Origin of the sequence: Acidovorax sp. A79 (genome assembly GCF_041154505.1) — a bacterium.
In the GTDB taxonomy this organism is placed as follows: Bacteria; Pseudomonadota; Gammaproteobacteria; order Burkholderiales; family Burkholderiaceae_C; genus Acidovorax.
Genome location: NZ_AP028672.1, coordinates 1,005,001 through 1,029,057 on the forward strand (window position 1 = coordinate 1,005,001; position 24,057 = coordinate 1,029,057).

Consider the following 24,057-nt stretch of genomic DNA (forward strand, 5'->3'; position numbering starts at 1 on the left):
GAAATTTCAGAATTCGCAGCCCTCTCTACACACGCCACTTCTCGAGCAACTTGTCGGGGCTCAGGCTGTCATAGCCTTCAAAGGGCTGATGAATCCAGGGGTTTGTCGGCAGAAATTCCACAGAGTAGTCTGCAGAGAACGTAGACAGGCCCTTCGTCCAGATCACCGCACTGCGCAGTTCGGTGATCGGAGCATAGTTGGTCTTCAACATATTGATCACGGCATGCAGAGTGTGGCCGGAGTCCGCAAGATCATCGACCAACAGCACCTTACCGGCGATCTCACCCTTGGGAGTGGTGATGAAGCGAGCGATATCCAGATGCCCCTGCACGGTGCCGGCTTCAGCACGGTAGGAGCTGGTGGACATGATGGCCAGGGGCTTGTCGAAGATACGACTCAGGATATCGCCGGGACGCAACCCGCCCCGTGCAAGACACAGGATCGTGTCGAACTTCCATCCCGACTGATGCACCTTGAGGGCCAGCTTCTCGATGAGGCTGTGATACTCGTCATAACTGACATAGAGGTGTTTGCCGTCTTCGGTCAACATGAAATGGCTCCTGGATGTATAGCTGTAGAGGCGAGGGTCAAAGGCAATCAGCCTGCGACATAGGGGTGGCGCATCATGATGGTGTGATCCCGATCCGGACTAGTAGAAATCATGTCGATCGGCACACCTGTCACCTGCTCGATGCGCTCCAGGTAGCGCCGGGCACTTTCCGGGAGCTTGGCATAGTCGGTCACACCAACGGTGGAGTCACCCCACCCTGACAATGTCTCGTAGATAGGGGTGCAGCGGGCGATGTCTTCGGCCCCCATGGGCAACAGATCAATGCGTTCGCCATCGAGCTCATATCCCGTGCAAAGCAACAGTTCTTCGAGGCCATCCAGAACGTCCAGCTTGGTGATGCACAAGCCAGAGAGGCCATTGACCTGCGCACTGCGCTTGAGCAATGCGGCATCAAACCAGCCGCAGCGGCGGCTGCGTCCAGTAGTCACGCCCTTTTCAGCACCCACCGTGCTCATGTGGTAACCCGGCGTACCTGGCACTTCCCAGTCCAGCTCGGTGGGAAATGGCCCCCCGCCTACGCGGGTGCAATACGCTTTGGTGATGCCAAGGATGTAATGCAGCATGCCAGGCCCCACGCCGGATCCCGCCGCTGCGTTGCCGGCCACGCAGTTGCTGGACGTGACATAGGGATAGGTGCCATGGTCCACATCCAGCAACGTACCTTGTGCACCTTCGAACAGGAGATTGGCGCCTTCGCGGTGAGCATCGTTCAATTCACGTGACACATCGGCCATCATGGGCTTGAGCAATTCGGCATGGCGCATCGCCTCTGCATAGACCACGTCAAACTGAACCTTGCCATCCTGGATGTACGGCTTGAGCGCATCACCAAACACGAACGAGCCGGAGCGGAGGTACGTCGTGAGGGTATGGTTGTGCAGGTCCAGCAACTCACGCAGCTTGGCTGCAAACCGCTCTGGGTATTTCAGGTCCTGCACCCGCAGTGCGCGGCGGGCAATCTTGTCTTCGTACGCGGGACCAATACCCCGCCCTGTTGTTCCAATCTTCTCCGTACCGCCCTGCTCGCGCGCGGCTTCACGCGCCACGTCGATGGCAGCATGGAAAGGAAGGATCAAGGGACAGGCCTCGCTGATGCGCAGGCGTGACCGCACTTCGACACCCGCCTTCTCAAGGCCTTCGATTTCCTCGAACAGTTTGGCAGCCGACAGCACGACGCCGTTGCCGATGTAGCACTTCACCCCGGGTCGCATGATGCCGCTGGGAATCAAGTGCAACGCAGTCTTGACCCCATTGATCACCAGCGTATGGCCAGCGTTGTGCCCGCCTTGAAAACGGACCACGCCTTGGGCACTCTCTGTCAGCCAATCAACAAGTTTGCCCTTGCCTTCGTCACCCCACTGGGTCCCGACCACCACTACATTGCGACCTTTGGTTGCTTTCATCTCAAACCCAATTCAATTTTCAATTGCTCAAACAGCCTGCACGACCCACCGGCCCGCAACCTGCACCAGTTCCCGGTCGCAGTGGAACTCGTCCACTTCGCTCTCATGCCCCGGCAGAACGCAGACCACCGTCTCACCCGCCTTGCGGAGTTTGGCGATGGCCGCATTGACCTCATCCGACTCCTCCCATGGGGCTCGGATCGCCGCCTTCAACGCACGCGGCGACACTACGCCGACCACTTGCTTGAGATCCAAGCTGAACCCTGCCGCGGGGCGGTTTCTGCCGAACACGGCCCCCACTTCGTCATAGCGCCCGCCTCGGACCAACGCATCGCTTGCACCCGGTGCATAGATCGCGAAACGTGCACCGCTGTAATACGCATAACCACGCAAATCGGCCAGATCAAACGTCACGGTAGCCCCCTCCAACCGGGTAGCAAGCCATTTCAAATTTGATAGCAGCAGGGGAATGTCGGGAAAGTGCTTGAGCGCTTTTTCAGCCTCATCCAACACAGCCTGATCTCCATACAGCTGCAGCAGCGCCAGCAAACCTTTGCGAGACTTCTCGGGGAAAGCGCGGGTCAAAGACACCAATTCGCCAGCGTCCTTTGCAGCCAGCGCGGCATGGATGGCACTCAACACCTGGGCATTCAGCGGCACGCCAGCCAGCAGGCTGCGCACAATCCGCACGTCCCCCAGGTCGATCGTCGTGCCACGAACGTCCGCAACCCGCAGGCACTCCCGGGCCAACTGCAAAGCCTCGAGGTCCGCCTCCAGCCCGGCATGCCCGTATATCTCCGCGCCGAACTGCAGGGGCTCGCGTGTGGCATGGGGACGGTCAGGCCGGGTGTGCAGTACGGGGCCGCAATAGCACAGCCGAGCAACCCCCTTGCGATTGAGCAGGTGCGCATCGATGCGGGCCACTTGGGGGGTGGTGTCCGCCCGCAGCCCCATGGAACGCCCGGAGAGCTGATCCACCAGCTTGAAGGTCTGGAGGTCGAGCGCCTCGCCAGTACCTGTCAGCAAGGATTCGAGATGCTCCAGCAAAGGAGGCATCACCAGCTCATAGCCATAACAACGGGCTGTATCAAGCAGCCCGCGACGCAATTCTTCGATGTGCCGCGCTTCGGACGGCAAGACATCGGCAATGTGATCCGGAAGGACCCAAGCAGACATGGAGAAAAGGGGAGGCTGTTAAAACCGTGATTCTACCGGGAGGAGAGCGAAGGCCCGAGAGACTCCACCGCCAGGACTCCAAGCCCAGGTCAGAACCACAGCACGGCAACACCGGCAACGATGGCCAGCAATGCGAAAAAACGTATCTGGCCATCCTGCAGCAGTGCAATCTGGGAGACCGCACGCCGCCAGCCCTGTGGCGATAGGAAGGGCAATAGCCCTTCAATCACCAGCACGAGGGCCAGAGCCGTCCAAAGGCTGTCAAAAGTCACTGCGGCAAGCTACCAACAACCAGGGCGGTGGAACTCACTTGCGTGCCGCGGCAGCAGGCGCCGTGGCCGAGGTTCCGCCTCGGAAAGTCTTGAAGAATTCCGAAGACGAGGGATCGAGGACCATCACGTCGGTCTTCTTGTTGAAGCTGGACTTGTATGCCTCCAGGCTGCGGTAGAACTGGGCAAACTGTGGGTCCCGGCCAAAAGCCTCGGCGTAGATGCGCGCTGCTTCAGCATCGCCTTCACCCTTGATCTTCTGGGCATCGCGGTAAGCATTGGCAATCGCTATCTCACGCTGACGATCTGCATCCGCCCGAATTTTTTCGCCCTCGGCCGCCCCTGTGGAGCGCAGTTCATTGGCGACACGCTTACGCTCAGCCTCCATGCGCCGGTAGACCGATTCCGTGATGGCTTCCACGTAGTCGACGCGGGTAATGCGCACATCCACCACGTCCACACCCCAGGGCTTGGCCCCGCGAACGGTCTCGAGCACTTCGCGCTTCACATCTGCCATCAGCGCCTCGCGTTTGAGAGACAGCAGTTCCTTGACAGTGCGCTTGTTGATTTCCTCCTGAAAGGCATTGCGCACCACCCGATTGAGCTGCATGGCCCCGGCGCTTTCGTCCAACCCCACATTGCGGATGTACTCCGTGGGTTCGGAGATGCGCCAGCGCACATACCAGTCGATGACCACACGCTGTTTTTCAGCCGTCAGCATGGGTTCTGTATCGCTGCTGTCCAGCGTCAGAAGACGCTTGTCGATATACGACACATTCTGGAAAGGCGGCGGCAGCTTGAAATTCAAGCCCGGCTCGGTAATCACTTCCTTGATCTGCCCCAGCGCGTAAAGCACGCCAAACTGGCGCTGGTCCACCACGAAAAGCATGGAGCTCATGAGGGCCAGCACCACCAGGAGGGTAGATGCAATAAATCCGACTCTGTTCACGAGCAGCTCCTAGCGAGATTCACGATCGCGTGTGCGACTGCTGTCACGCGCTCGGGGGTCATTCGAAAAAGTGGACGAAGGCACGGCAGGCACCACCGCCGGCGCGGGCGCAGCGGCAGCCGGAGCATCCAGAGGCCCTGCTCCGCTCGCCACGCCTTGCATGATCTTGTCCAGGGGCAGATACAGCAGATTGGAGCCCTGGCGCGACTCGACCAGCACTTTGGTCACATTGCCGTAAATCTGCTGCATGGCCTCCAGGTACATGCGGTCACGGGTCACCTGAGGCGATTTTTGGTATTCCGCCAGAATGGAAGAGAAGCGTTGCGCATCGCCTTGCGCCTGCGCAACAATCCGCGCCTTGTAAGCTGCCGCCTCCTCATTCAAGCGCGACGCAGAGCCCACTGCACGCGGGATGACATCATTGGCGTATGCCTGCGCTTCGTTCTTGGCCCGCTCGCGCTCCTGCCCTGCTTTCAGCACATCGTCAAACGACGCCTGCACCTGTTCAGGTGGACGCACCCCCCCCTGCTGCAGATTGATTCCAACAACTTCGACACCGACCTTGTAGCGGTCAAGAATGGTTTGCATGAGCGCACGGACCCGCGGTGCAATCTGGTCACGCTCTTCGGCCAGGGCCGTATCCATGCGCATCTTTCCTACCACTTCGCGAACCGCCGTTTCGGCGGCCTGTACCACTGCATCCGACGGATTCTTGCTTTCAAACAGCCAGGCACGCGCATCACTCAAGCGGTACTGCACCGCAAACTTGATCTCGACGATGTTCTCGTCTTCGGTGAGCATGGCCGACTCGCGCAGGCCGGTGCTCTTGATGACGCTGTCCCGGCCCACGTCGGCGGAGCGAATCTGGGTCACGAAAACAAGCTCGTGGCGCTCGATGGGGTATGGCAATCGCCAGTTGAAACCCGCGCCCACCGTACTCTTGTATTTGCCAAACTGAGTGATCACGGCCTGCTGGCCTTCCTGGACGATGAAGAACCCTGTCCCCATCCAGATGACAAACACAATCCCGGCGATCAGCCCCACACCAACGCCTGCGCTCTTCATGTCGGGTTGGAACCCGCCGCCCGAACCGCCACCGTTGCCCGGCCCGCGCCCGCCACCGTTCTTGGATCCAAACAATCCGCCCAGCTTCCGGTTCAGGTCGCGCCACAGTTCGTCGAGATCCGGCGGCTGCCCATTGCCCGGGCGCTGGTCACCCCCCCGGTTTCCCGAAGGCGGGGGAGCGGGGCGGTCCTCTGGGCGTGCGCCATCATCGGACTTGTTGTCTTCGCCGCGTCCCCACCGGGGATCGTTCAGGTTGAACATGCCCCGAATACGTGCTGGCAGCGAAGTCCAGCGTAGGGTGCGATTTTGGAAATTCATGCGCAAAGTCTCTGGTTCTCTGGATGGCATCGGTAATGCTGGCATTGTGCCCAATCAGGGCTCGGACCCTGGCAATTCAATGGCGGCACCAGGGGTCATGCCTTCTTGAGCCGCAATCACCACCCTGGATGCAAGCGCCTGGCGAAGCGTGTCCAGCCCTTCGCCGGAGCGCGCGCTCACGAACAGGCGCTGGAACAATTGCCCATCCACATCGTACTGATCCTCCAGAAGCGGGGGACGTTGCTCCGCCTGCAGAGCATCCAGCTTGTTGAACACCAGTATCTGAGGAATATCCGCAGCCCCGATCTCATGCAGCACCTTCTGGACCTGCGCCATCTGCTCCGGAAAGCCCGGATTGGAGGCATCCACCACATGAAGCAGCAGATCCGCATCAATGGCCTCCTGCAACGTCGCCTGGAATGCATCCACCAGGCCATGGGGTAGGTCCCGAATGAATCCAACCGTATCGGAGAGGGACACTGATCGTCCTGCAGCGCCCAGATACAGTTGGCGCGTTGTCGTGTCCAGCGTGGCAAACAGTTGGTCTGCGGCATAGGCACGGGCCTTCACCAACGCATTGAACAAGGTGGACTTGCCCGCATTGGTGTAGCCGACCAATGAAATATTGAAGGTGTCGCGCCGCTCCCGTTGCCGCCTCTGGGTGGACCGCTGCCGCTTGACCTTGACAAGACGCTCGCGGGTGCGCTTGACGGCGTCGCCAATCATCCGGCGGTCGAGTTCAATCTGCTTCTCGCCAGGGCCACCACGTGCGCCAATCCCACCCGTCTGACGCTCCAGGTGAGACCATCGACGCACGAGGCGGGTGCTGAGGTACTGCAGTCGCGCGAGCTCCACCTGAAGCTTGCCCTCATGGCTGCGGGCGCGCTGGGCAAAAATCTCCAGAATCAGCAGCGTGCGGTCGTTGACTGGAAGCTCAAGGTGACGCTCCAGGTTACGTTGCTGGGCTGGGCTGAGCGATTGATCGAACAGCACCTCTACCGCACCGTGCATCTGTGCCGCAGTGCGAATTTCGTCTGCCTTGCCACTTCCGACAAACAAGGCCGCGTCCGGGGCCTTGCGTTTGCATGTCAGGCGGCCAACCGGGTTCATACCCGCCGTCTGTGCGAGCAGGCCCAATTCCTCGAGATCGCCATCAAAATGGGGAAAACCAAAGTCCACCCCCACCAGCAGCACCGGGGTGCCGTCCACGCGCGAAGATGTCATCGCATGCAAATCAGATAGCCTTCTCGCACCATCCGTGCAAGAAGCGAAGACCGGTTCAGAAACAACAACTCAAGCGTTGCTGCTATCTGCATCAGGGGTGTCGGCGGTGGAAAAATTGACGGCGCGACCTGGCACGATGGTGGAAATAGCGTGCTTGTAAACCATCTGGGTCACTGTATTGCGCAGCAACACCACATACTGGTCGAATGACTCGATCTGCCCCTGCAGCTTGATTCCATTCACCAGATAGATGGAAACAGGAACATGCTCCCGACGCAGCGCGTTGAGGAAGGGATCTTGCAAAAGCTGGCCTTTATTGCTCACGATATTCTCCGTGTTCAAAATGTTGTTGTAAACCAGCACCTTACCACAGCCCGAAGGGCAAATCGGGCTGGTAGTGCATGGCCCTTCAGGGCTCCAGCCTTTGGATCAGGCCTCGTCCTTGTCGGCAAAAGGATTGTGGGAGGTTTTCATTTCTATCCGCAGCGGCGTGCCCACCAGATCAAACTCTTTGCGGAAGCGTCCTTCCAGGAAGCGCTTGTAGGCATCGGTGACATGTTCGAGCGAATTGCCATGGATCACGATCACCGGCGGGTTCATGCCCCCCTGGTGTGCATATCGCATCTTGGGGCGGAACATGCCTGCTCGCTTGGGACTTTGGAACTGCACAGCCTCCAGGAGCAGGCGTGTAAGCACCGGCGTGGACATTTTGCAGGTTGCCGCCTTGTGCGCCTGGGCGATCGACGTCCACAGCGGCCCCAGCCCCTGCCGCTTCTTGGCGGAAATGAAATGCATCGAGGCAAACTTCAGAAAGGCGAGCCGGGTCTCGATGGACCGTTCCAGCAACTGGCGCTGGTAGTCGTCCACGGCATCCCATTTGTTGACAGCCACCACCACGGCCCTGCCGCTTTCAAGGATGTAGCCTGCGATGTGCGCATCCTGATCCGTGACCCCCTGGGTCGCGTCCAGCAGCAGCAGAACCACGTTGGCCGATTCAATGGCCTGGAGAGTCTTCACGACCGAAAATTTCTCGATCGCCTCAAACACCTTGCCCTTGCGGCGCAACCCCGCCGTATCGACCAGCTCGAAGCGTTGGCCATTGCGCTCGAATGGCACGGTGATGGCATCCCGGGTCGTGCCCGGCATGTCAAACGCGACAAGGCGCTCCTCGCCAAGCCAAGTGTTGATCAGCGTCGATTTACCGACATTGGGCCGCCCTGCGACGGCAAGCTTGATGATGCTCTTGTCGGAGCCGGTCTCGGAGTCGTCCGGCTCAGGAAGCTGCAGGGGTTCCAGGGCGATATCAACCAGACTGCGGATACCCTGCCCATGCGCCGCGGACACGGGATACACCTCGCCCAGCCCCAGCTCATAAAACTCTGCTAGCTGCACGCCTTCCAGCATGCCCTCCGCCTTGTTGGCGACCAGCACACAGGGTTTGCCAAGGCGGCGCAGGTAGTTTGCAATGTCATGGTCCTGCGCAGAAACGCCGGCACGTGCATCGACCACGAAGATGACCACATCCGCCTCGGCAACGGCCTGCTGCGTCTGCTTGGCCATCTCCTTGTAGATGCCACTCGATGCATCAGGCTCGAAGCCCCCTGTATCGATGACGATGTACTCGTGCTTGCCTTGCTTGCCATTGCCGTAATGCCGGTCTCGCGTCAGCCCGGCGAAATCCGCCACGATGGCGTCGCGAGACTTGGTCAGACGGTTGAAAAGCGTGGACTTGCCGACATTCGGACGCCCGACGAGGGCGATAACTGGCTTCATTGAATAAGATCCATCAATCAGGACGGAATCCGTAGACGCCACCGTTTCGCGTGACCACCACCAGCGTATCGGCAGCGACAGCAGGCGCCGCAGCTATGCCGGATGCATCGGTGGCAATGCGGTTAAGCGGAGAACCGTCCGCACGGGAAAGTAGATGAACGAGGCCTGCATCGTCCCCGACCACCACCGAGCGCCCCAGCAGCAAAGGCGCTGTCAGTTTGCGGTGCTTGAGCCTGTCCGTCGCCCACAGGCGTGAGCCGTCGCTGCGGCGCCACGCAATCACCGTGCCATTGCTCTCGGCCCCGAACAGCGCTTCGCCATCGCCGTGCACTCCATCGGCTCCACTGGCCGGCTGCGTCCAGGCCACCGCGCCTCTGGCCGTATTGACGCAACCCACAGCCGACTGGAAGGCCCGTGCACAGACGGAGTCCCCTACCCGGCTGGTACGGCCGACCAGTTCCACCAGGCGTTCGACATCATTGGTACCGCGCGAACTGGCCAGCGGCGCCTCCCAGCGAACGCTGCCGTTGTCCGGGTTCAAGCCCACAAGGCGGCCGGCAAAACCCGCCACCAAGGTATCTCCCACAGCCAGGAGCACGCCGGCTTGGCGCAAGACCAAGGGGTCTCCAGGGCGCTGCTGGCTCCAGAGCTTGCGCCCCGTCACAGCATCGTAGGCGGCCAGCGACCGATCCGTCGACAGCACAAAGACACGCCCGCCAGCAACCAGGGGGGGCGTGAATACCTGCGCAGCCAGGGATTGCCGCCATCGCTCACGGCCGGCATCCAGAACAATCAACGTGTTGCTGCGGGACACGACAGCCGCAGACTTTCCATCGCTTCCCACACCCGCGGACAAGGGCTCGGCCAGTGCGGTGCGCCATACGTCTCCACCGGTGCGCGCATCGATCGCAGCCACCACGCCGTCAGCGGATGCCACGGTCACCACATTGCCTGCGGAGTGGACCTCCAGCGGAAATCCTCCGACGTTGCCGATGCGCGCTGTCCATGCCTGCCGCACACCCAGGACAGCGACATTGGCCCCCAGATCGGCAGGTACGGGTTTGGAGCTGCTGCCACTCCACAGCGAACACCCGGCCAACGTGGCGACCAGCACCGCGGACGAAACGCCACGCAGCAGCATCCGCCCGCCCGGCGTGTTGTTTGCACAAATGAACGCCATGGTTATTTCACCCCTTCCACAGGAGCAGCCGCAGCCACCGCGATACCCTGCGGCGAGACCCCCAGGGCACCAAGCTTGATTTCCACGAGGCGCCGATACTCCACACTCTCCTCGAAGGCCTTGTATGCCTTCGCATACTCCGCGATCGCCTCTGTGCGCTTGCCCTGCAGGGAATAGATATCACCCTTGCGATCTGCGAACACCGCTTCAAACTCAAGGGGAGTGCTGCCAGACACCTGCTTGAGCGCCTCATCGTAGTTTTTCTGGTCCATCAGCACGCTGGCCAAGCGCAACCTGGCCAGCGCCTTGAGGCCATCATCCCCTGACTGGGCGGCCACCCAGGCCAGCGCTTCTTTCGCGCCATCGGCATTGCCGACATCCACCATCGTCTTGGCGAGCGCGAGGCCGGCCTGGCTGGCCTGCGTAGTGCCCGAATACTTGGCCTTGAGGTCGGCAAACGCCTGCGCCATGCGCGCTTGATCCCCCGTCCGGGCAGCCACGTCCACGGCATCAAAGAGCGCCGCGGCCTGGCTCGCCTGGCGGTTTTGCCAATACTGGTATCCGTTCCACGCAACCAGGGAGCCCGCCACCAGAATCAGTACCGAACTGATGAGCGTGCCCCAGGTGTTCCAGAAATGCTTGAGCTGGTCAAGCTGTTCTTGTTCTTCGAGATCTAGGTGATTTGCCATGGAATATGTTCTGTTTAGCGGTTGGATTGTAGGTGGGACACCCATTCGACCAGTGAGTCCAGCGGTTGCTCGGCCTGCGCTCCGACACCATCGCGCAAGGACTTGACAACAACCATCCCTCGGGAGAGCTCATCGTCGCCAAAGACCAGTGCATGCAGCGCGCCGCTCGCATCTGCCTTCTTGAACTGGGACTTCATGCTGCCCATTCCTTCACCGCCTGCGGGCGCAGCATGCATCTGCACACTGACGCCAAGCTGCCGCAGGCGCTCGATGGCCGCCACCGCCACCGGCAACGCCGCCGCCGAGGGAATCACCGCATACACATCGGGAGCCAGCGCCGGCAATGCGCTGGCCTGCTCCTTGAGGAGTTCGAGCACACGCTCAACCCCCAGCGCCCAGCCCACCGCTGGCGCAGCCTTGCCACCAATCTGACCGATCAGGTAGTCGTAGCGGCCGCCGCCACAGATCGTGCCCTGCGAGCCCAATTGGTCGGTGACGAACTCGAACACGGTCAGGTTGTAGTAGTCCATGCCCCTGACAAGGCGCGGATTGACGGTCCATGCGACGCCATTGGCACTCAGGATGGACTTCACTGCGTCGAAATGCGCGAGCGACTCCGGCCCCAGGAAATCGATCAACCGAGGTGCGGCCTCCACGATGGCCTGCATGGCGGGGTTCTTGGTATCCAGAATGCGCAGGGGGTTGCTGTGCAAACGCCGGCGTGCTTCTTCGTCCAGCACATCGGCATGCTGCTCGAGGTACGAGATCAGCGCAGCACGATGGGCCTTGCGTTCATGGGGCTCGCCCAGGCTGTTGAGCTCCAGCCGCACATTCTGAAGCCCCAGTTCACGCCACAGCCCCTGGGCCAGCAAAATCAGTTCCGCGTCGACTTCGGCGCCCGGAAAACCCAGCGCCTCGGCGCCAATCTGATGGAACTGGCGATACCGCCCGCGCTGCGGACGCTCGTGGCGGAACATGGGCCCCATGTAGTACAGGCGCTTGCCCCCGTCGTACAGCATGGAATGCTCGGCCACGGCGCGCACGACGCCTGCCGTCGCCTCGGGGCGCAGGGTCAGGTGCTCGCCATTGAGACGGTCCTCGAACGAGTACATCTCTTTTTCAACAATATCGGTCACCTCGCCGAGCCCCCGCACAAAAAGCGGCGTGGGCTCGACGATCGGTGTGCGGATATTGCGGTAGGCGTAGCGCGCCATCAGGCCCCGGACCTTGGCCTCCAGCCACTCCCAGCGGGCAGATTCCGGAGGCAGGATGTCATTCATGCCTTTCACGGCCACCAGCTTTTCCGGCTTGGGCGAGGTGGCGCTTTTTTCGTTACTCACAGCTGTTCTTTTCTTATCCAATTATTTTGAGAGAGCTTCCTTGCGGCCCCACTGCGGAGGCCAAGCAAGGGCTGTCGGCGCGGATGCAGCGGGTCAGGCGGCGGGAACCGCGGCACCGAAACGCTTTTCAATGTACTGCTCGACGATCTGATGGAACTCATTGGCAATGTTCTCGCCGCGCAGAGTCAGGGCCTTTTCGCCATCAATGAACACAGGGGCCGCAGGCGCCTCACCCGTACCGGGCAGGCTGATGCCGATGTCTGCGTGCTTGCTTTCGCCAGGACCGTTGACGATGCACCCCATCACGGCGACGCGCAGATTCTCGACGCCGGGATACCGAACCCGCCATACGGGCATCTGGGCACGCAGAAAATCGTCGATCTGCTTGGCCAGGTCCTGAAAGGTCGTGCTTGTGGTGCGGCCACAGCCCGGGCATGCCGTGACGCTGGGGACAAACATACGCAGACCCAACGCCTGCAATATCTCGGAGGCGACCACCACCTCCTGCGTGCGCGCCTCCCCGGGCTGGGGCGTCAGGGACACGCGAATGGTATCGCCGATGCCTTCTTGCAGCAGAACCGACAGCGCGGCTGCCGACGCTACCGTGCCCTTGGTTCCCATGCCCGCCTCCGTCAGCCCCAGATGCAGCGCATAGTCGCAGCGGCGTGCGAGCTCACGATAGACGGAAATCAGATCCTGCACTCCACTGACCTTGCACGACAGGATGATCTGATTGCCATCCAGCCCCATCTGCTCGGCCCGGCGGGCGGACTCGATGGCCGACGTGATGAGCGCCTCATACATGACCTGGCGCGCCTCCCAGGGCGAGGCCCGGCGGCTGTTGGCGTCCATCAGGTCCACCAGCAGATCCTGATCGAGACTGCCCCAATTCACCCCGATGCGCACCGCCTTGTTCCACCGCATGGCGGCATCGATCATCTGGCCAAACTGCCGGTCCCTCTTGTCACCCTTGCCGACATTGCCCGGATTGATGCGGTACTTGGACAGCGCCTGTGCGCAATCGGGAAAATCCGTGAGCAGCCGGTGCCCGTTGTAGTGAAAGTCCCCCACGAGCGGCACACTTTCCCCCATCCGGTCCAGCTGTTCCCGGATATAGGGCACCGCCGCCGCGGCCTCGGGGGTATTCACGGTAATCCGCACGAACTCCGAACCCGCCTGCGCCAGCTCCTTGACCTGTATGGCCGTGCCGATGGCATCCACCGTATCGGTATTTGTCATGGATTGCACGCGCACGGGCGCATCGCCGCCCACCGTCACGACACGGGATCCCCACACGATCCTGGCTTGGCGTGAGCGCCGAGGCAAAGGGGATGCAATCGCAATGGGCCCCATATCACCAGATACCTGTTCCACTATTTCACCTCGAAGCGAGCAACGTTTTCACGCGACACAGTCGTCAGGTCGAAAGGCTTTCCGCGCACGAAGACCTCCGTCACGTCCGCGCGTCCGATGACAACCGCCAAAGGCATCGACCCGGCGACCGACACCGACTCGCCCGCGACCAGATTGCGCTGCAGCGCTACCGCGCCTGCGGAGTCCCGCACCTGCACCCAGGATTCACTGCGCGCGCGCAGCACCAGCGCACCTGCGGGGGGTGCGGCTGCGCTGGCGGCCGCCACCGGGGCCGATGCAACACCATTGGCAGCCGCGGGCGCGGCTGCATCGGGGCGCCCCGCCGCAACTGGCGCGGGGCTCTCCGGCTTGCGCTCGGCAACGCCGGTCGCGGCACTCGATACTTCTGTGGGTGCGGGGCTGGCCTGAGGTTCCGCGATGACCGAAGGAGCGGCCGTCACCGGGGCAGGTGCCTGCACTGCGCCTGTCGTGCTCGTCGTCCCGTCCTGCTGGCGGGGAAAGAAAACAAGCACGAGAGCTCCCACCAGCAGCGCCAGCACCACCAAGGTGACGGACCGCGAAGTGGATCCCGAAAAGGACGCCGAAGACGAAGACGACTTGCCAGAACCGCCCTTCACGGGTGCATTGAGACCGGCACTGTCCGTGGCCAGACGCGGACTCTTGCTTTGCGGCAACAGCGACAGGACGGGCGCAGGATCGAGCTTGAGTGTCCTGCAGATGCTGGATGCCAGCGCCCGCACAAACACCGTATCAGGCAGCGCCTCGTAGTTGTCGGCCTCCAGCGCCTCCAGCTTGCTGACCGGCACCTTCAGCGCCACGGCCAAGGCGGCTATGTGCATGCCGGATGCCTGCCGCGCTTCCCTGAGCAATCCACCCGCCGTCATTCCACCACTCTCCAGAACCTCACTCATTGAAAGCCCCACGCTCGTATGCCCCCAGTTCCCGCGAATCCGGGAAACGCTTGCGCAACTGTTCCGCCAGCTGCTTCATGGCCACGGAGTCACCCAGGCCACGCTCCACCTTGATTCCGAGCCACAGCGACTCGGAGTTGGCAAACTGGCTGTTGTTCAGCCGCCGGATATAGAACTGGGCGCGGGTCAGCTCGTTGCGCCGCAACAAAAGCGCAGCCAGGTGGTAGCCCACCACGGGGTTGGCGGCATCCAGTTCATAGGCCTTGAGCAGTGACTGCTCGGCTTCGGCGAACTGACCGGCCCCCGACTGGCAAAGCCCGCGTGCCATGAGTGTCTTGCTGCGCGCGGTGTAGGAAGGATTGGCCAGCGCCCGCCCGAATTGCTGGTCGGCTTCTGCGTACTTTTGCTGCTGGCAAAGCAACCAGCCGTAGTTGTGCAACAGGTTGGGATCGTTCCCCCTGAGCGCCAGCGCCCTGCGAAAACTGTCGTCCGCCTGCGCAAAATCGTTCAGCCGCATGTAGATGAGGCCGCGCAGGTTGAAGGCGTCGGAATACGTGGGATCGGCCGCCAGCGCCTGCTTGACTTCATCAAGCGCCACGGCGGTCTGGCCGTTCTCGAAATAGTTGGATGCAAGCTCCAGGCGAATGCGGGCACGGCGCCGCGTTTCAGGCTCATCGGACGGAGTGACCAATCCCGCATTGGTATCCACGGTGGACATGCTGTTGTTGGTCGCACACCCCTGCAGTACGGACATGCATGCGAGCACGCCACATGCCGTGAGTGTCCAGAGGCCAAGTTGCTGCCAGCTTCCAACCAATCCCACCATGTAGAGCCTCCTTGAAGTATGCCGATTGCTTGCTGATCAAGTCACCGGTTTGAGCACGATTGTCCGCTGCTTTGCCATGCGCTCGGCGGCCCGTGTGCGATCCTTGACATCTCCCGCGAGCTGGCCACAGGCCGCGTCGATATCATCTCCCCGGGTCTTGCGCACCGTTGTGACAATACCTGCATCGCTCAGGACCTTCGCAAACGCAACCACCTGATTTTGCGCAGATCGCAACAGCCCCGATGCGGGAAATGGATTGAAGGGAATGAGATTGAATTTGCAGCGCACCCCTGCGCCACGGGCGGGCTTGACCAGCTCGATCAGCTGCTGCGCATGCTCCAGCTGGTCATTGACACCATCGAGCATGCAGTATTCAAAAGTGATGAAATCACGCGGTGCGTGCGCCAGATAGCGGTTGCAGGCCTCCAGCAGCTCTTCGATCGGATACTTGCGATTGAGCGGTACCAGATTGTCCCGCAGCGGATCGTTGGGCGCATGCAAAGACACGGCCAGGGCCACCGGGCAATCCTGCGAGAGGCGGTCCATCATGGGGACCACGCCCGACGTGGATACCGTCACCCGCCGCCGCGACAGACCATACCCATGGTCATCGAGCATGACGCGCAAGGCGGGCACGAGCGCCGAGTAGTTCTGCAGCGGCTCGCCCATCCCCATCATCACGACGTTCGAGATCACCCGATCTTCGGACTTGAGGCGTTTGCGCAAGGAATGCTCTGCAAACCACAACTGCGCGACGATCTCGCCCGTGGTCAGATTCCTGCTGAAACCCTGATGCCCCGTGGAGCAAAAGCGGCACCCCACGGCACAGCCGGCCTGGGAGGAAATACACAGCGTTCCGCGGTCATCCTCAGGAATGAAGACGGCTTCCACCGCGTTGCCATCCCCCACGTCGAACAGCCACTTCACCGTGCCGTCCGAGGAAACATGCTCGGAGATGACTGGCAAGGCCTCGACACGGGCGCAACCCCTGAGCTTGTCGCGCAGGGCCTTGGCCAGATCGCTCATGGCGTCAAAGTCGCTGGCGCCGCGCTGGTGGATCCAGCGAAACAGCTGGGTGGCGCGAAACCGCTTTTCGCCCAGTTGCTGGCAGAAAGCAGCCAGGCCGTCGAGGTCAAATTCCAGCAGGTTGGTGGTGGTCATCGCGCCCTTCCAGTGACGGGCCGAGCGCGGTCGTCCCCATGGCGCAGGTGTCCCACGATTGCGGGAACAGGCATGGGGAGCACCATATCAGCGCGAGTAGATGTTCAGGCCGGGGAAGAAGAAGGCCACTTCTGCCTGGGCGGTTTCAGCTGCGTCGGAACCATGCACTGCATTGGCATCGATGCTGTCAGCGAAGTCGGCGCGGATGGTGCCGGCTTCTGCCTTCTTGGGGTCCGTGGCGCCCATGAGTTCGCGGTTCTTCAGAATCGCGTTTTCACCTTCCAGGGCCTGGATCATCACGGGGCCGGAGATCATGAAGTCCACCAGGTCCTTGAAGAAAGGACGCTCCTTGTGCACGGCGTAGAACTGCTCGGCTTCCAGGCGCGACAGGTGGGCCATGCGTGCAGCCACGACCTTGAGGCCGGCAGCTTCAAAGCGTGCATAGATCTGACCGATGACATTCTTGGCCACTGCGTCGGGCTTGATGATGGAGAGGGTGCGTTCGATTGCCATGTTGATTTCCTGAATGGATGATGTTGCTGTAATTCGTTTGCCCACTGGACAAAGCCCTCGATTCTAACCGGGCAGACCGGCGCAGCGTGCGCTCAGCGCCCGCTGCCCCCGCGGCGAGGGCCGCCTCCGCCGGGGCGCCGCTTGTCCTGGCGGTGCCGCGAGAGGCTGTCCATGCCGATATAGCCCACCGAGGTCTTCATCGGATCCGGCTGTGCCGCCCCGCGCTGGCGATCACCGCCGCCGGCATTGTTGCCGCGGGCCTGACCTTGTTGTCCATTGTCACGGCGGGGTTTCTGGCCGCGGGGGCCGCCCGGCGCCCCCTGCGACATGTCGCGGCGCGGGCCGTCGCCCACGCGGGGCCCGTTGCGCCCCCGGTTGCGCTTGTTGCCGCCGCGCCCGCCCGCACCCGGCCCCTCTTCCAACCGGCCTTCGGCCGGAGCCTCCGGCCGTCCGGCACCGGCGGCCTGGACCAGGGCGCGGATGTCACTCTCATCGAGTTCCAGCCAGGCGCCGCGCTTGAGCCCGCGCGGCAGCACCATGGCGCCGTACCGGATACGGATCAGCCGGCTGACCGCATGTCCCACAGACTCCAGCATCCGGCGCACCTCGCGGTTGCGCCCTTCGGAAATGGTGACCCGGTACCAGCAGTTGGAGCCTTCGCCACCGCCATCCTCGATCGATCCAAAGGATGCCATGCCATCGTCCAGGCGCACGCCATCCAGCAGCTTCTGCTTTTCTTCGTTGCTCAAGGCGCCCAGCACCCGCACGGCGTACTCGCGCTCCAAGCCAAAACGCGGGTGCATGAGCTTGTTGGCAAGTTCGCCGGAACTGGTGAACAGCAGCAGGCCTTCGGTGTTCAGATCCAGGCGCCCGACAGACTGCCACTTGCCCTGCATGAGCCGGGGCAGCTTGCGAAAGACGGTGGGCCGGTTCTGGGGGTCGTCATGGGTCACCACTTCGCCCACCGGCTTGTGGTACGCGATCACGCGCGCGGGCGGCGGGTCGATCCGGTAGCGGATGGGCTTGCCGTTGACCTTGACCTGGTCTCCGAACTGGATGCGCTGTCCGATATGGGCAGGCTCGTTGTTCACGGAGATGCGCCCTTCCAGGATGAGCTGCTCCATCTCCAGCCGCGACCCCAGCCCCGCCTGGGCCAGCACCTTGTGAAGCTTGGGCGTTTCCACCTGGGGCAGCAATACGCGCTTGGAGGGAACGGCGTCGGCCGACGCATCATCCTCATCGAAGCGGCCCGACACCACATCCTCGAACTGATAGCCATCCACCGCCGGCGCCGCCTTGCGCCTGTCGCGCCCGGCACCTTCGGGGCGTTGGGGCGGCCTGCCGCCGGGCTGGCCCTGGTTCCTGCGGCCGCCCTGCCCTGGCTGGCCCACAGACTCAGAGCCTTCCGCATGCGCCGCCGCAGCCTCGGCCTCGGGCCCTGCAACCACCTGCGACGAGGAGAGCGCCTCGGGCGACAACTCCGTAGCTGTCACGGGCTCCACCTCAGAAACGGCCTCGGGGGCCGCCGAAGCGATGGCGTCGCCAGCAGCACTTTGCTCCTCGGCAACCACAGCCACCGGCACCGCCTTCTTGCGCGGGGCGCGCTTGGCAGCAGGTTTCTTCGGCGCCGCAGCCGCCTGCGCAGGCGCAGCCTCCGGCAGATCAGCCGGCATTTCGGGGGTCGAATCGTTCATCAAGTATTTCCCTGGATACCACCCGGGGTATCGGCATCGTCGTCGCGGAGATCCGTCTCCGCATTCTGAAAAAAGTCTTCCACGGGCAGCACCGCATCCGGCGCCGCGCCCGGTTCTGGCGGCTGTTGGCCCGGGCCGGGCTCCGATGGCGCAGCGACCAGCTCCGCTGCCGGTTCGGGCTCCGGCTCTATCACCCCTTGGGCGGCAGCGGCCATGGCCTCCAGGACATTGGCATTGCCGGTGGGGTCATCCAGCACCGGCAACTGGTCCAGCGACTGCAGCCCCATGTCATCCAGAAACTGCCGCGTGGTCGCAAACAGCGCCGGACGCCCCACCGTTTCCCGGTGGCCGATGACCTCGACCCAGCCCCTGTCTTCCAGCTGCTTGACGATCAGGCTGTTGACCGTCACCCCCCGGATGTCCTCGATATCACCCCGCGTCACAGGCTGGCGATACGCAATGATCGCCAAGGTTTCCATGGTGGCCCTCGAATAGCGCGGCGGCTTTTCGGGGTGCAGCCGGTCGAGGTACTCGCGCATCTCGGGCCGGCTCTGGAAACGCCAGCCCGTGGCCACCTGAACCAGCTCCACGCCACGCTGCGTCCATTCCAGCTGCAGCTCCTGCAGCAATACCTTGAGCGTGTCCGACCCCAGCGCGTCATGGAACAGCACCCGCAGCTCGCGCAAAGGCACAGGCTGCTGCGCGCAGATCAACGCAGTTTCGAGGACCCTTTTGGCATCCACCGTGTTCATGGTTCAGCGATTCCTGGAAAAGTGCCACGCGTTGCAACGGGTGTCACATCAACAGCAGGGGGCAATCAATGGCGCGCTGTGCAAGGGTGCTGGCGCGACGCAAGAGCCCGGCGGGATTCCGTCTTCGGGCTGGGGCCAGTCTGGCCGTCAGGGCGCATTGTAGCCCAGCCCCCATGACGAGAGGGCCTGGCAGATGTCCTGCGGCACCGGCGCCCGGAATTCCAGCGCCTCGCCGGTCACAGGGTGCGAGAAGGCCAGGCGGTAGGCATGCAGCGCCTGCCGCTGCAGGCTGCCGACCGGCGCGCCGCCATACAGGCCATCCCCCACCAACGGATGCCGCAAGGACGCCATGTGCACGCGGATCTGGTGCGTGCGGCCCGTATGCAGGGTGCATTGCACCCAGCAGCCCTCGTCCGCGCCAGCGAGCCACCGGATGTCGGTGCGCGCAAGCTTGCCCGCATGGGTCGCCAGGTCGACGACCGCCATGCGAAGGCGGTTGCGCGGATCCCGGCCAATGGGCGCTTCCACCGTGCGGATCTTGGGACCCGACCATGCGCCGTGGGCCATGGCCACGTACTGCCGCTGCACCTTGCGCTCGGCAATCAATGCGACCAGCGCGTCCATGGTGGCGCGGTCGCGGGCAACGACCATCAGCCCGCTGGTGTCCTTGTCGAGCCGGTGCACGATGCCCGCGCGCGGCACGGTCAGCGCCTTTTCGTCGCGGGCGAGCAGGCCGTTGAGCAAGGTGCCGCTCCAGTTCCCCGGCGCGGGGTGTACCACCAGGCCGGCGGGCTTGTTCACCACCAGCAGATGTGGATCCTCGAACACCACGTCGATGGACATGGACTCAGGCCGGAAGGCCTGGCTCTGCAGCGTGGGCCGCATTTCCAGCACCACCTGATCGCCCGCCTTCACGCGCGCTGCCGCCTTGGGAAGCGGCTTGCCATTGAGGCTTACCAGCCCCTGCGCCAGCAGTTGCTGCAGGTAGCTGCGGGAAAACTCGGGCACCAGATCGACCAGCGCCCGGTCCAGCCGCACGCCATGCTGTCCGGCCCCGATGTGCATGGAGCGAAGCTCGCTCCCGGACTCGTCCGCCAGCCCTTCCGACTCGTCGGCCAGCAGCTCATCCGCTGCCCCGGCCGATTCCCACGCCATGCCCGTTGCGCCCATTGGCGGCGAAGCCACGGCGGAAATCAACGTGCAGGCAGGTAGCGCGACGGGTCGACGGGCTTGCCTTGCCGGCGGATTTCAAAGTGCAGCTTGACGCGGTCGGCGTCGGTGCTGCCCATCTCGGCAATTTTCTGCCCCTTGCGCACGGACTGGTCCTCCTTGACGAGCAGGGTCTGGTTGTGCGCGTACGCCGTCAGAAAGGTGTTGTTGTGCTTGAGGATGACGAGGTTGCCGTATCCGCGCAGCCCCGCGCCCGCATACACCACGCGGCCGTCGGCGGCGGCCAGGACGGGGTCTCCCGCCTTGCCAGCAATGTCGTATCCCTTGTTGCGCGCCTCGTCGAACCCGGCGATCAGCGAGCCCGGAGCGGGCCAGATGAATGCCATGTCGTCTTCCGCGGCGCCCGACGACGGTGTCGGCGTTGCCGGCGCGACGGCCACCACGGGGCCGGAGGCCCCCGAGGTGGCGGGCTTGGCCGCGCTGGCCGGGGGCACGGCCGCACTAGCGGGGTTGGCGGGCGTCACCGTCGAGGAGGTCACCGGGCGGGTGACCACGCCGCTGTCGGCGGCCACGGCCTGCGGGGCGGGCGCGGGCGGCGCCACGCGCAGCACCTGGCCCACTTCGATCAGATTCGCGTTCTCGAGGTTGTTCCAGCGCGCAATGTCTTTCCAGCTCTGGCCCGACTCCAGGCCGATGCGAATGAGGGTATCTCCCGGCTTGACCGTGTAGTAGCCTGGTTTTCCGGCATTTTCCGCGCCGGGCAGCGGCTTGAGGGGTGTCCCCACCACCACGCCGGGCTGGGCCGCTGGCGGAGGCGCGGAGGACGAGGAGGATGTGCCCCGGTCTTCCACAGGAGCCTTGTTCAGCCGGGTGCCGCAACCGGTGAGCGCAAGCCCCGCCAGCGCCACGGTAAACCCAACCACAAGACCACGCGATACGAACATAAGCATTTCCCTTCAGGCAATCCCCGATTTTAGGGGGACAAAATGTACGGGCTCGAGCACGTTTTGTTTCAATCCGTGCGGGGTTTTGTCGATCACCAGCAACATCTGCTGCCCGCCTGCCACCGCCATGGGCGCCACCAGCCGCCCTCCGACCGCCAGCTGGTCGCACCACGCCTGCGGCACGGCATCCCCGCCCGCGGCAGCGATGATGGCCGCGTAAGGCGCGCCCTTGGCGTAGCCCAGCATGCCGTCCCCGAACAGCAAGTGGACATTGGCCAGGCGAAACGGGCGCAGGTTGTAGCGCGCCTTGTCGTGCAGGCCCCGCAGGCGCTCCAGGGTATAGACCTCGCGCGCCAGGTGGCTCAGCACGGCCGCCTGGTAGCCGCAGCCCGTGCCGATCTCCAGCACACGTCCCAATCCGCCCGCGCGCGCGCCTTCGGCGCCCAGCAGCAACTCGCACATGCGGGCCACGACGTTCGGCTTGGAAATGGTCTGCCCAAGGCCAATCGGCAGGCTGGTGTCCTCATACGCCTGGTTGACCAGCGCGCTGTCGACAAAACGATGGCGCTCCACGGTGCCCATGGCGTGCAGCACCGCCGGCGACGTGATGCCTCCGGCCGCCAGCTTGTGCACCATGCGCGCGCGCACCGCCGCCGAATCCAGCCCCACCCCCACCGGCGCCGCCGCCGGCTGGCGCGCGGGCGGAGCGACCGGGGCGGGCCTGGCGGGAGAAGGTCCAGATCCTGGCAACCTGGCAGGGAATCCGGGGCGGCGCTGCATCACGGTCCCGGCGCCCCGGCCACGCCTGCCACAAGGCGGGACGCGGTCTGTGCCCAGTAGCCCAGGTTGTCGTGGTCCGTCAGGTCCACCTTCAGCGGCGTGATCGACACGTGGCCTTGCGCCGTGGCATGAAAATCCGTGCCTTCCGCATCGTCCTTGGCGGCCCCCGCGCTGCCGATCCAGTACATCGCCTCGCCCCGGGGGCTTTCCTGCACGATCACCCGCTCGGCCGCGTGGCGGCGCCCCAACCGGCACAGCTTGAGGGGCTGCAGCGCCTCCAGCGGCATGTTGGGAATGTTCACATTCAGCAGCCATGGGGTCTCTGTCACGAGACGCTGGGCCCGCATCTGCGCGACGATCTCGCGCGCCTTGGCCGCGGCCGCCTCGATCTCGCCCCAGCCCTTGTCCACCTGCGAGAAGGCAATGGCGGGGATGCCGAACAGATAGCCCTCCATCGCCGCGCCCACGGTGCCGGAATAGATGGTGTCGTCGCCCATGTTGGCGCCGTTGTTGATGCCCGACACCACCAGGTCGGGCCGGTAGCCCAGCAGGCCGGTGAGGGCGATGTGCACACAGTCGGCGGGCGTGCCGTTCACGTAGCGGAAGCCGTTGTGCGCCTGGTGCACGTACAGCGGCGAATGCAGGGTGAGCGCATTGGACTTGGCGCTGTTGTTGTGCTCTGGCGCGACCACCTCGACCTCCACCCCGTCGAGGGTCTTGAGCGCATCGTGCAGCGCCACGATGCCGGGAGCCTGGTAGCCGTCGTCGTTGGAAATCAGAATTTTCATGGTTGCAGAAGGGGTTGCAACGGATTGTAGGTGGCGTGCCCGGGGCCCTGCCCTGCGCAACGCAGGCGCAAGCCGTCGCTCGTGGGACATCGCGCCCCGGCAGGCCCCGCCTATCATGCGTCCCACATTGACAGGAGACTTTTCCCATGCACGCTTGGCTTTGCACCAACCCCGTCGGCGTCGACGCCCTGGCCTGGACCGAACTGCCCACGCCCACGCCCAAGACGGGCGAGGTGCTCATCGAGATCAAGGCAGCCAGCCTGAACTTCCCCGACCTGCTCATCGTGCAGAACAAATACCAGATGAAGCCGCCACTGCCCTTCGTGCCCGGCTCTGAATACGCGGGCGTCGTGGCCGCCGTGGGCGACGGCGTGACGCATCTGAAAGTGGGCCAGAACGTGGCCTGCCTGTCGGGCACGGGCGGCTTCGGCACCCACACGATCGCGCCCGCGGCGCTGTGCATGCCCCTGCCCGACGGCTTCTCGCACGTGGATGCTGCAGCCTTCATCATGATCTACGCCACGTCGTACCACGCGCTGGTGGACCGCGCCCAGCTCAAGGCCGGCGAAACGGTGCTGGTGCTCGGCGCCGCCGGCGGCGTGGGCACCTCGGCCATCCAGATCGCCAAGGCCATGGGCGCACGCGTGATCGCTGCCGCCTCCACCGACGAGAAATGCACGCTGTGCACCTCCATCGGGGCGGACGCCACCATCAACTACAGCAAGGACAACCTGCGCGAATCCATCAAGGCGCTCACCGACGGCAAGGGCCCGGACGTGATCTACGACCCGGTGGGCGGCGATTTCGCCGAGCCCGCGTTCCGCTCCATCGCCTGGCGCGGCCGCTACCTGGTGGTGGGGTTTGCCTCCGGCCCCATCCCGGCCCTGCCCTTCAACCTGGCGCTGCTCAAGGGTGCCTCCATCGTGGGCGTGTTCTGGGGCGACTTCGCCAAGCGCGAACCCAAGGCCAATGCCGCCATGATGGGCGAGCTGGCGCAGTGGTATGCCCAGGGCAAGATCAAGCCCGTGATCGACCGCATCATGCCCATGGCGGAGCTGCCCGCCGCCTATGCGCACATGGGTTCGCGGGGCGTGATGGGCAAGCTGGTGATGGTGAACTGAGCCTGTGGCCCGCCGGGCGCGCCGCCCGGCTTCATCCAGGCCCCGGGAATCCGGCCGCTGTGTCAC

General features: G+C 63.5%; 24 protein-coding genes. 1 reads left to right on the forward strand and 23 read right to left on the reverse strand.

Translation table 11 applies throughout. The annotated features are described in order from the left end of the window. Positions 1-25 precede the first annotated feature (25 nt). The 23 genes from ACAM51_RS04585 to surE form a co-directional block, all read right to left on the reverse strand. Positions 26-550 carry a phosphoribosyltransferase gene (locus ACAM51_RS04585; RefSeq protein WP_369642849.1) on the reverse strand — a complete coding sequence of 175 codons (525 nt, stop codon included), beginning with the start codon at positions 548-550 and terminating at the stop codon, positions 26-28. A gap of 47 nt (positions 551-597) precedes the next feature. Next, positions 598-1,974 carry an adenylosuccinate synthase gene (locus ACAM51_RS04590; protein ID WP_369642850.1) on the reverse strand — a complete coding sequence of 459 codons (1,377 nt, stop codon included), beginning with the start codon at positions 1,972-1,974 and terminating at the stop codon, positions 598-600. Positions 1,975-2,001: 27 nt separating this feature from the next. After that, positions 2,002-3,150 carry an ATP phosphoribosyltransferase regulatory subunit gene (locus ACAM51_RS04595; RefSeq protein WP_218295348.1) on the reverse strand — a complete coding sequence of 383 codons (1,149 nt, stop codon included), beginning with the start codon at positions 3,148-3,150 and terminating at the stop codon, positions 2,002-2,004. A gap of 89 nt (positions 3,151-3,239) precedes the next feature. Further along, positions 3,240-3,422, reverse strand: a complete 183-nt coding sequence (locus ACAM51_RS04600) for a DUF2065 domain-containing protein (RefSeq protein ID WP_369642851.1) — start codon at positions 3,420-3,422, stop codon at positions 3,240-3,242. A gap of 34 nt (positions 3,423-3,456) precedes the next feature. Continuing rightward, the gene (gene hflC / locus ACAM51_RS04605) at positions 3,457-4,368 is read right to left on the reverse strand and encodes a protease modulator HflC (RefSeq protein ID WP_218295350.1); all 912 of its coding nucleotides are present in this window, start codon (positions 4,366-4,368) and stop codon (positions 3,457-3,459) included. A gap of 9 nt (positions 4,369-4,377) precedes the next feature. Then, positions 4,378-5,751: an FtsH protease activity modulator HflK gene (hflK, locus tag ACAM51_RS04610; RefSeq protein WP_369642852.1), complete on the reverse strand. Its 1,374-nt coding sequence runs from the start codon at positions 5,749-5,751 to the stop codon at positions 4,378-4,380. A 54-nt stretch (positions 5,752-5,805) separates the two neighbouring features. Then, a complete protein-coding gene (hflX, locus tag ACAM51_RS04615) occupies positions 5,806-6,975 on the reverse strand; it encodes a GTPase HflX (RefSeq protein ID WP_369642853.1) in 1,170 nt (389 codons plus the stop codon). A 69-nt stretch (positions 6,976-7,044) separates the two neighbouring features. Continuing rightward, positions 7,045-7,299 carry an RNA chaperone Hfq gene (gene hfq, locus ACAM51_RS04620; protein ID WP_218295353.1) on the reverse strand — a complete coding sequence of 85 codons (255 nt, stop codon included), beginning with the start codon at positions 7,297-7,299 and terminating at the stop codon, positions 7,045-7,047. A 105-nt stretch (positions 7,300-7,404) separates the two neighbouring features. Next, on the reverse strand, positions 7,405-8,748 hold the full coding sequence (gene der, locus ACAM51_RS04625) for a ribosome biogenesis GTPase Der (RefSeq protein WP_218340263.1): 1,344 nt from the start codon (positions 8,746-8,748) through the stop codon (positions 7,405-7,407). A gap of 13 nt (positions 8,749-8,761) precedes the next feature. Beyond that, on the reverse strand, positions 8,762-9,928 hold the full coding sequence (gene bamB / locus ACAM51_RS04630; protein ID WP_255591125.1) for an outer membrane protein assembly factor BamB: 1,167 nt from the start codon (positions 9,926-9,928) through the stop codon (positions 8,762-8,764). 2 nt (positions 9,929-9,930) lie between these two features. Next, positions 9,931-10,617 carry a YfgM family protein gene (locus ACAM51_RS04635; protein ID WP_369642854.1) on the reverse strand — a complete coding sequence of 229 codons (687 nt, stop codon included), beginning with the start codon at positions 10,615-10,617 and terminating at the stop codon, positions 9,931-9,933. A gap of 14 nt (positions 10,618-10,631) precedes the next feature. Further along, positions 10,632-11,897: a histidine--tRNA ligase gene (hisS, locus tag ACAM51_RS04640; RefSeq protein WP_218340303.1), complete on the reverse strand. Its 1,266-nt coding sequence runs from the start codon at positions 11,895-11,897 to the stop codon at positions 10,632-10,634. A gap of 153 nt (positions 11,898-12,050) precedes the next feature. Beyond that, a complete protein-coding gene (ispG, locus tag ACAM51_RS04645) occupies positions 12,051-13,310 on the reverse strand; it encodes a flavodoxin-dependent (E)-4-hydroxy-3-methylbut-2-enyl-diphosphate synthase (RefSeq protein WP_218340302.1) in 1,260 nt (419 codons plus the stop codon). A 20-nt stretch (positions 13,311-13,330) separates the two neighbouring features. Next, positions 13,331-14,215, reverse strand: coding sequence for a helix-turn-helix domain-containing protein (locus tag ACAM51_RS04650; protein WP_369642855.1), 885 nt, complete (start codon positions 14,213-14,215; stop codon positions 13,331-13,333). Between the two features lie 19 nt (positions 14,216-14,234). Next, the gene (pilW, locus tag ACAM51_RS04655; RefSeq protein WP_369642856.1) at positions 14,235-15,068 is read right to left on the reverse strand and encodes a type IV pilus biogenesis/stability protein PilW; all 834 of its coding nucleotides are present in this window, start codon (positions 15,066-15,068) and stop codon (positions 14,235-14,237) included. 36 nt (positions 15,069-15,104) lie between these two features. Continuing rightward, positions 15,105-16,229, reverse strand: a complete 1,125-nt coding sequence (gene rlmN / locus ACAM51_RS04660) for a 23S rRNA (adenine(2503)-C(2))-methyltransferase RlmN (protein ID WP_218340260.1) — start codon at positions 16,227-16,229, stop codon at positions 15,105-15,107. 87 nt (positions 16,230-16,316) lie between these two features. Continuing rightward, complete coding sequence (gene ndk / locus ACAM51_RS04665; protein ID WP_008905954.1) at positions 16,317-16,742, reverse strand: nucleoside-diphosphate kinase; 426 nt, start codon at positions 16,740-16,742, stop codon at positions 16,317-16,319. Between the two features lie 92 nt (positions 16,743-16,834). After that, entirely contained in the window at positions 16,835-18,436 is a 1,602-nt protein-coding gene (locus ACAM51_RS04670; protein ID WP_369642857.1) for a pseudouridine synthase, read from the reverse strand. Continuing rightward, positions 18,436-19,188, reverse strand: coding sequence for an SMC-Scp complex subunit ScpB (gene scpB, locus ACAM51_RS04675; protein WP_218295360.1), 753 nt, complete (start codon positions 19,186-19,188; stop codon positions 18,436-18,438). Before scpB ends, ACAM51_RS04670 begins: the two co-directional genes overlap by 1 nt. Before the next feature lie 147 nt (positions 19,189-19,335). Continuing rightward, positions 19,336-20,343 carry an RluA family pseudouridine synthase gene (locus ACAM51_RS04680; protein ID WP_369643766.1) on the reverse strand — a complete coding sequence of 336 codons (1,008 nt, stop codon included), beginning with the start codon at positions 20,341-20,343 and terminating at the stop codon, positions 19,336-19,338. Between the two features lie 38 nt (positions 20,344-20,381). Then, complete coding sequence (locus tag ACAM51_RS04685) at positions 20,382-21,302, reverse strand: peptidoglycan DD-metalloendopeptidase family protein (protein ID WP_369642858.1); 921 nt, start codon at positions 21,300-21,302, stop codon at positions 20,382-20,384. A 12-nt stretch (positions 21,303-21,314) separates the two neighbouring features. Further along, entirely contained in the window at positions 21,315-22,082 is a 768-nt protein-coding gene (locus tag ACAM51_RS04690; protein ID WP_369642859.1) for a protein-L-isoaspartate(D-aspartate) O-methyltransferase, read from the reverse strand. Next, a complete protein-coding gene (surE, locus tag ACAM51_RS04695; RefSeq protein WP_218295363.1) occupies positions 22,082-22,870 on the reverse strand; it encodes a 5'/3'-nucleotidase SurE in 789 nt (262 codons plus the stop codon). Before surE ends, ACAM51_RS04690 begins: the two co-directional genes overlap by 1 nt. Positions 22,871-23,016: 146 nt before the next feature. Between surE and ACAM51_RS04700 the strand changes: the two genes are divergently transcribed. Beyond that, positions 23,017-23,991 (forward strand): NADPH:quinone oxidoreductase family protein, encoded by a 975-nt coding sequence (locus tag ACAM51_RS04700; protein WP_369642860.1) that lies wholly within the window; start codon positions 23,017-23,019, stop codon positions 23,989-23,991. Positions 23,992-24,057: the final 66 nt, after the last annotated feature.